At 64.2% G+C, this 7,383-nt stretch carries 7 protein-coding genes and 1 pseudogene; all 8 read left to right on the forward strand.

The features are described from left to right. The first annotated feature begins 75 nt into the window (after positions 1 to 75). Positions 76 to 1,104 (forward strand): tRNA (adenosine(37)-N6)-threonylcarbamoyltransferase complex transferase subunit TsaD, encoded by a 1,029-nt coding sequence (tsaD, locus tag VJ604_RS13145; protein ID WP_324083239.1) that lies wholly within the window; start codon positions 76 to 78, stop codon positions 1,102 to 1,104. Continuing rightward, positions 1,104 to 1,922 (forward strand): 16S rRNA (adenine(1518)-N(6)/adenine(1519)-N(6))-dimethyltransferase RsmA, encoded by an 819-nt coding sequence (gene rsmA, locus VJ604_RS13150; protein WP_414652438.1) that lies wholly within the window; start codon positions 1,104 to 1,106, stop codon positions 1,920 to 1,922. The genes tsaD and rsmA overlap by 1 nt, the downstream gene beginning before the upstream one ends. A 240-nt stretch (positions 1,923 to 2,162) precedes the next feature. After that, entirely contained in the window at positions 2,163 to 3,515 is a 1,353-nt protein-coding gene (locus VJ604_RS13155; RefSeq protein ID WP_324083243.1) for a UDP-glucose dehydrogenase family protein, read from the forward strand. A 114-nt stretch (positions 3,516 to 3,629) separates the two neighbouring features. Further along, entirely contained in the window at positions 3,630 to 4,565 is a 936-nt protein-coding gene (locus VJ604_RS13160) for a UDP-glucuronic acid decarboxylase family protein (protein WP_324083245.1), read from the forward strand. A gap of 3 nt (positions 4,566 to 4,568) precedes the next feature. After that, a complete protein-coding gene (locus VJ604_RS13165) occupies positions 4,569 to 4,982 on the forward strand; it encodes an FtsB family cell division protein (RefSeq protein WP_324083246.1) in 414 nt (137 codons plus the stop codon). Positions 4,983 to 5,234: 252 nt separating this feature from the next. Continuing rightward, positions 5,235 to 5,396 (forward strand): hypothetical protein, encoded by a 162-nt coding sequence (locus VJ604_RS13170; RefSeq protein WP_324083247.1) that lies wholly within the window; start codon positions 5,235 to 5,237, stop codon positions 5,394 to 5,396. After that, complete coding sequence (argS, locus tag VJ604_RS13175) at positions 5,393 to 7,054, forward strand: arginine--tRNA ligase (RefSeq protein WP_324083248.1); 1,662 nt, start codon at positions 5,393 to 5,395, stop codon at positions 7,052 to 7,054. The genes VJ604_RS13170 and argS overlap by 4 nt, the downstream gene beginning before the upstream one ends. Before the next feature lie 13 nt (positions 7,055 to 7,067). Next, positions 7,068 to 7,383 (forward strand): annotated as a pseudogene (locus tag VJ604_RS13180) (SPOR domain-containing protein); the annotation flags it as partial.

Below are 7,383 nucleotides of genomic sequence, written 5' to 3' on the forward strand. Positions count from 1 at the left end.
GGCAAAAGCTGAAACTGTTCATTACCCTTTGGAGGAGCCGGGGGCACTGCCTAAGTGCCCTCTCTTATTTTTTCTATGCTACTGCTTTCCCTTGAATCTTCCTGCGACGAAACGGCTGCCGCCGTGGTCCGGGACGGCCGCACCGTCCTCTCCAGCGTGGTCGCCTCCCAGATCGACGTCCATGCCGAGTACGGCGGCGTTGTGCCGGAAATCGCTTCCCGCCAGCACCTGGAGGCGGTCTCCCTGGTGGTCGAACAGGCGCTGCGCGAGGCCTCGGTTGGCCTGGACGAACTGGAAGGGGTGGCGGTTACCCAGGGACCCGGGCTGGCCGGCGCGCTCCTGGTCGGCATTTCGGCGGCAAAAGGGCTCTCCCTGGGGCGCAAAATCCCGCTGGTGGGGGTTAACCACATCGAGGGGCACCTCTTGGCGGTCTTCCTGGAGCAGCCGGTGGAGTTCCCCTTCATCGCGCTGGCCGTTTCCGGCGGGCATTCGCACCTGTACCGGGTGGACGGGGTGGGGCGCTACACCACCCTGGGGCAGACCGTGGACGACGCGGCCGGCGAGGCCTTCGACAAGGTCGCCAAGCTGATCGGACTGCCGTACCCGGGAGGGGTCGCCATCGACCGGCTTGCCGCCTCCGGTGATGCCAACGCCATCAAGTTTCCTCGGCCGCTTCTCCATGACGGTACCTACAACTTCAGCTTCTCCGGGTTGAAGACGGCGGTGCTCACCCACCTGAACAAGCACCCCGAGGCCAGAGCGGCCGGCCTCAACGACCTGGCGGCCTCCTTCCAGGAAGCGGTCTGCGACGTCTTGACCAGGAAGACCGCCGCCGCGGTCGCCGCCACCGGCATCAAGCGTCTGGTGGTGGCGGGCGGGGTCGCCTGCAATAGCGGGCTTCGGCGCTCCATGCGCGCCTTCGCGGACCGGCAGGGGGTCGAACTGTTCATCCCCGCCCCCCCCCTGTGTGCCGACAACGCCGCCATGATCGCGGTCCCCGGCGACTACTACCTGAGCACCGGCTTCAGGAGCGGCTTCGACCTGGACGCCCTGCCGGTCTGGCCGCTGGACCGGTTGGCCGCACGTTTCAAGGAGTTGTGCTGATGGAAAAGATGCGCGCCAAGAAGGCGCTCGGGCAGAACTTCCTGGTCGACGAGAGCGTGCTGGACCGGATCGTCGCCTGCGTCGCCCCCACCGAAGAGGATTCCATCCTGGAGGTGGGCCCCGGCAGGGGAGCCCTCACCAAGCGGCTCGCCGCCAGCGGTGCCCGGTTCCTGGCCATCGAGTGGGACCGGGACCTGCTCCCCCTGTTGAACACCCAATTCCAGGGAGCGCCCAACGTGGAGATCGGCCACGGCGACATCCTGCGGGTCGATCTCGAGAAGCTGCTCACCGACCGCAATCCGGGTGGGAAGTGGAAGGTGGCCGCCAACCTCCCTTACAACATCTCCTCGCAGGTGCTGTTCCGTTTCCTGGAGTGCAACGCCCTCTTCGAGCGGCTGGTGCTGATGCTGCAGAAGGAGGTAGGGGACCGGCTGACGGCCCCCCCCAACTGCAAGGAGTACGGTGCCCTCACCGTGCTGCTCAGGCTCCACTTCGACATCCGCCGGGAATTCATCGTCAGGCCCGGCGCCTTCCGACCCGTCCCCAAGGTCGATTCCGCCGTCTTGAGCTTCACCCCGCTGGCCGCTCCCCGCGTGGAGGTGGGGGATGAGCGCCTCTTCAGCCGGCTGGTCAAGGGGGCCTTCAACCAGCGCCGCAAGACCCTCTTGAACTCCCTGCGCTCGGCCGGCCTCGACGAGGGCGACGGCTTCCTGCAGGAGGCCCTTACCCGTTCCGGCATCGACGGCGGCAGGAGAGGGGAGACCCTTTCCTTGGAGGAGTTCGCCGCGCTATCCCGGGAGCTGCAGGTGGAGAAGTGAACAGGGTGACCGCGGACCCCGGGGACTGGCTCCGCAGGTGCCTGTCCCCCTGGACAGGCCCGGTTTAGGAGGAGGAAGGGGGACCGGCACCTATGGAGCCAGTCCCCTCTCTATGCTCGGCTGCGGGGCAGGCTGCCTGAGCTCCTTAAGAGTGCCGGGCGCCGGGGGAAAAGTCTGGCCTCCCCCCTCACTTTGTGCTATACAAAAATGCTAATTTTCTATGATCGAAGGAGACTTCCTATGAAGATATGCGTCATCGGTTCCGGCTATGTTGGCCTGGTCGCCGGCACCTGCTTTGCCGAAAGCGGCAACCACGTCATCTGCGTGGACGTGGACGAGGAGAAGATCGAGGGCCTCAAGCGCGGCGTCATCCCCATCTACGAGCCGGGGCTCAAGGAGATGGTGCTGCGCAACTGCGAGGAGGGACGCCTCACCTTCACCACCGATCTGGCCTACGCCGTCAAGGAGTCCCTGGTCAACTTCATCGCGGTCGGTACCCCTCCCGGCGCCGACGGCTCGGCCGACCTCCAGTACGTCCTCTCGGTGGCCCGCTCCATCGGCGAGCACATGGAGAGCTTCAAGATCATCGTCGACAAATCCACCGTTCCGGTCGGCACCGCCGACAAGGTGCGGGCGGCAGTCAACGAGGTGCTGGAACGCCGCGGCGTGCAGATCGAGTTCGACGTAGTCTCCAACCCCGAATTCCTCAAGGAGGGGGCCGCCATCGACGACTTCATGAGGCCGGACCGGGTGGTGATCGGTACCGACAACGTGCGGACCGCCGAGATCATGAAGGAGCTCTACTCCGCCTTCATGCGCAAATCCAACAGGATGCTGGTGATGGACATCAGAAGCGCCGAGATGACCAAGTACGCTGCCAACGCCATGCTGGCCACCCGCATCACCTTCATGAACCAGATCGCCAACCTCTGCGAGATGATGGGCGCCGACGTGATGGCGGTGAGGGAGGGGATCGGCTCCGACTCCCGCATCGGCTACGACTTCCTCTTCCCCGGGGTCGGCTACGGCGGCTCCTGCTTCCCAAAAGACGTCAAGGCGCTGGTCAAGACCGCTGAGGAGTGCAGCTACGACTTCGTGCTGCTGAAGGCGGTGGAGACCGCCAACGAGCGCCAGAAACAGGTGCTTTCCGACAAGATCCTCCGCCGGTTGGGCGACGGCAGCCAGACGCCGCTGGCCGGTCGCAGCATCGCCGTCTGGGGCCTCTCCTTCAAGCCCCGCACCGACGACATGAGGGAGGCCCCCTCGCTGACCATCATCAATCACCTGCTGGCATCGGGGGCGCAGGTGCGCGCGCACGACCCGGAGGCGATCAACGAGGCCAAGAAGCATTTCGGCGACCGGATCACCTACAGCGCCAACCAGTACGACGCCCTGAACGGCGCCGACGGCCTGGTGATCATCACCGAATGGAACGAGTACAGAAACCCCGACTTCGACCGCATCACCAGCCTGCTGATCAACCCGCTTATCTTCGACGGCAGGAACCTGTACCGTCCGGAGCGGATGCGCCAGCTCGGCATCGAATACCTCCCCATCGGCAGAAACGGCGCGGCCTGCTGCGAGATGGAATAACCCCTTCCGTGCTCAGTGTCCTACGGTTACCGCTAATGCCGTGAGCGTCTCGGCCGTTGCCGTTAACCTGGAACATGGAACATAGAACATTGAACTGTTTCTTTTGGAGATGTTATGCGTATTCTGGTCACCGGCGGGGCGGGCTTCATCGGTTCACATCTTTGCGAGAGGCTTCTGGATGAAGGTCACGACGTCATCTGTCTGGACAACTTCTTCACCGGAAACAAGCGCAACATCATGCACATGATGGAGAACCGCCGCTTCGAGCTGATCCGTCACGACGTGACCCAGCCGATCCTCCTGGAGGTGGAACGGATCTTCAACCTGGCCTGCCCGGCTTCGCCCATCCACTACCAGTACAACCCGGTGAAGACCACCAAGACCAGCGTGATGGGCGCCATCAACATGCTGGGGCTCGCCAAGAGGGTGCGGGCCAGGATACTGCAGGCCTCAACCTCTGAGGTGTACGGTGACCCGCAGGTACATCCCCAGCCGGAATCGTACTGGGGGAACGTGAACACCCTGGGGGTCAGGAGTTGCTACGACGAGGGGAAACGTGTCGCCGAGACGCTGATGATGGACTATCACCGGCAGAACAACGTGGACGTCAAGATCATCAGGATCTTCAACACCTACGGTCCCAAGATGGCGGAAAACGACGGGCGGGTGGTTTCCAACTTCATCCTGCAGGCCCTGAAGGGGGAGGACATCACCGTCTACGGCCAGGGGGAGCAGACCCGCTCCTTCTGCTTCGTTTCAGACCTGGTGGAGGGGATGCTGCGCATGATGGACCGCCCCGGCTTCACCGGTCCGGTGAACCTCGGCAACCCCACAGAGACCACCATCCTCGAGTTCGCCAAGAAGATCATCGCGCTCACCGGTTCGCGCTCCCGCATCGTCTACAAGCCTCTGCCCGCGGATGATCCCAAGCAGCGGCAGCCCGACATCTCGCTGGCCAAGGAGATGCTCGGCTGGGAGCCGACGGTTGCGGTCGACGAGGGGCTCCGGCAGACCATCGAGTACTTCGACTCCGTTCTTTCCGCGGGGTAGCACATGCAGAAACGGTTGTACCTGACACCTCTGGCGATCATAGCCTTCATCCTCTACTTCACCGTATTCGGGGACCGCGGGCTGTTGCGCATCAATCATCTGCACCGGGACCGCGACGAGATGCAGAAGCGCCTGCTGGAGGTGCAGGGCGAGAACGACCGGCTGAAAAGGGAGATCGCCGCGCTGCAGTCCGACCGCCGCTACCTGGAGAGCATCGCCCGCAGGGATTTCGGCCTGGTGCGCGGCAACGAGGTGATCTACCAGTTCCCCGGCAAGGGCCCGGCGCCCACTCCCCAGGCGGCAGCGAAGCCGGCGGACCCCAAGGACCAGAAGCCGGCCGATCCGAAGGCGGAGCAGAAGAAGGCCGAGAAGGGTGTGGCCGTGCAGCCCCAGCAGAGCGCCGGCAAAAAGCCCTGACTCGGCGAGCCTCGCCAAGCTCAGTCGACACTCCCTCTCCCTGCGGGAGAGGGCCAGGGTGAGGGAAGCCGGCGCCGCCAAGATAGCCGATTGCCGCCTGCTTCGACGGGCTCAGCACGAACGGCAGGTGCTTCGACAAGCTCAGCACGAACGGCGAGGTGGCTCGGTACTGTAAAGCCGTTCGCCCTGAGCCTGTCGAAGGGGTGAAACGATTACGGCTTCAACAATTCACATTCCCGGAGGAGTCCGCACGTGAGCAAACAGCATTGCGTTATCTGTGCCTGGCGTGAGAACTGCGCCAAGAAATTCTGCGTCACGGACGGCGGCGCCCGCTGCCCGGACTTCAGCAGGGACATCAGCATCAAGGAGGTTCCCGAGACGGAACCGGAACAGGAAAAGGGGGAGAAGATATGAAGGAGCAGCTGCGCGCATGCATCCTGAAAGGTATCGAGGGGTGTTTCGCCGACGGCACGCTCACCTCGGGGGCGGTCCCTGCCATTAACGTGGAAAAGCCGGCGCACGCCGAGCACGGCGATTTCGCCACCAACGTTGCCATGCAGATGGCCAAGGCGGAGCGCAAGGCTCCCAAGGCTATCGCCGAAATCATAGTGAACAAGCTGGCCGGGAGCTCGGATCTGATCGAATCCCTGGAGATCGCCGGCCCCGGCTTCATCAACTTCTTCGTCAAGGACTCCGCCTGGAGGAAGGTGCTTACCAGCATCGATACCGCAGGCGACGAGTTCGGCAAGAGCACGGTCGGTGCCGGCAAGAAGGTGCAGGTGGAGTTCGTGAGCGCGAACCCGACCGGCCCACTGCATATCGGCCACGGGCGCGGCGCGGCGACCGGCGACGCGGTTGCCTCGCTGTTGACCGCCGCGGGCTTCCAGGTCCAGCGCGAATACTACATCAACGACGCCGGCAACCAGATGAACACCCTGGGACTCTCGGGTCTGCTCCGCTACAAGGAGCTTTTGGGCGAGAAGGTGGATTTCCCCGAGAACTGCTACCAGGGGGACTACATCAAGGACATCGCCCGCGACGCCATCGCCAAGCACGGCGACCGCTTCCTGCACGCGCCCCAGGAGGAGGGGGTGGCCTTCTTCGCCAAGATGGGGGGCGACCTGATCCTGAAGGGGATCGACGACGACCTCAAGGACTTCGGCATCCGCTTCGACAACTGGTTCTCGGAGCAGTCGCTGTTCGACGACGGCAAGGTCCCCTCGGCCATCAAGGAGATGCAGGAGAAGGGGCACATCTACGAGGAGGAGGGTGCACTCTGGTTCCGCACCACCGCCTTCGGTGACGACAAGGACCGCGTGGTGGTGAGAAGCAACGGGGTTACCACCTACTTCGCCTCCGACATCGCCTACCATCGCGACAAGTTCGCCCGCGGCTTCGACTGGGTCATCGACGTCTGGGGCGCCGACCACCACGGCTACGTCCCCAGGCTGAAATCGGTTGTCCAGGGGCTTGGCCGCAAGGCGGAGGACCTGGGGATCATCCTGGTGCAGCTGGTCGCGCTCCTGCGCGACGGCGCGCCGGTGGCGATGTCCACCAGGAGCGGCGAGTTCGTCACCCTGAAAGAGGTGGTGGACGAGGTCGGCCGCGACGCCGCCCGCTTCTTCTTCCTGATGCGCCGCTCCGACAGCCAGCTCGACTTCGACCTGGAGCTCGCCAAGCGTCAGAGCGCCGACAACCCGGTCTACTACGTGCAGTACGCCCACGCCCGCATCAAGAGCATCTTCGACACCGCCCGGGAGAGGGGGGTGCAGCCCGACTTCGAAAAGGTGAACCTGGACCTGCTGGAGAGCGCCGACGACCTGGCCCTGATCAAGAAGCTCTCCCTGTACCCCGAGACGCTGGAGTCCGCCGCACTCAACTTCGAGCCGCACCGCATCACCTACTTCCTGCAGGACCTGGCCGGCGAGTTCCACAGCTTCTACAACAAAAGCCGGGTGATCACCGAGGAGCCCGCGCTGACCAACGCCCGTCTGTTCCTTCTGCACTGCACGGCGGTGGTCCTGAAGAACGCCCTGACGGTGCTCGGGATCTCGGCTCCGGAGAGGATGTAGACGGGAGGTCGCCATGGTGATGGATTACAGCGAAAAGAGGAAGGTCCGGGAGAGCATGGAGCGCAAGCCCGTGCAGAAGAACAGGCCCCGCAAGGAGTCTTCCGGCATGTTCGCGCTGCTGTCGATCGCCGTCCTGGTCGGCACCTTCGGTGCCGGCATGCTGACCGGCTGGCTCATCTTCAAGGGGCCGCGCAAGGGTCAGGTGCCTGCCTCGGCGGTACAGCCGGTGAAGAAGGACGAGGCAGCGCCGGCCGCAGCCCAGCCCAAGACACCTCCGCCGGATGCCCAGCTCACCTTCTACAAGACGCTCCCCGCCGGCGGCAAGGCCG

The sequence above is a fragment of the Geomonas sp. genome, from assembly GCF_035254065.1.
GTDB lineage: Bacteria > Desulfobacterota > Desulfuromonadia > Geobacterales > Geobacteraceae > Geomonas.

Coding starts and splice junctions, on each gene's coding strand:
- VJ604_RS13160 (WP_324083245.1), top strand. CDS start 3,630: ATGCGTATTCTGGTCACCGGCGGGGCGGGCTTCATCGGTTCACATCTT.
- VJ604_RS13155 (WP_324083243.1), top strand. CDS start 2,163: ATGAAGATATGCGTCATCGGTTCCGGCTATGTTGGCCTGGTCGCCGGC.
- rsmA (WP_414652438.1), top strand. CDS start 1,104: ATGGAAAAGATGCGCGCCAAGAAGGCGCTCGGGCAGAACTTCCTGGTC.
- tsaD (WP_324083239.1), top strand. CDS start 76: ATGCTACTGCTTTCCCTTGAATCTTCCTGCGACGAAACGGCTGCCGCC.
- VJ604_RS13165 (WP_324083246.1), top strand. CDS start 4,569: ATGCAGAAACGGTTGTACCTGACACCTCTGGCGATCATAGCCTTCATC.
- argS (WP_324083248.1), top strand. CDS start 5,393: ATGAAGGAGCAGCTGCGCGCATGCATCCTGAAAGGTATCGAGGGGTGT.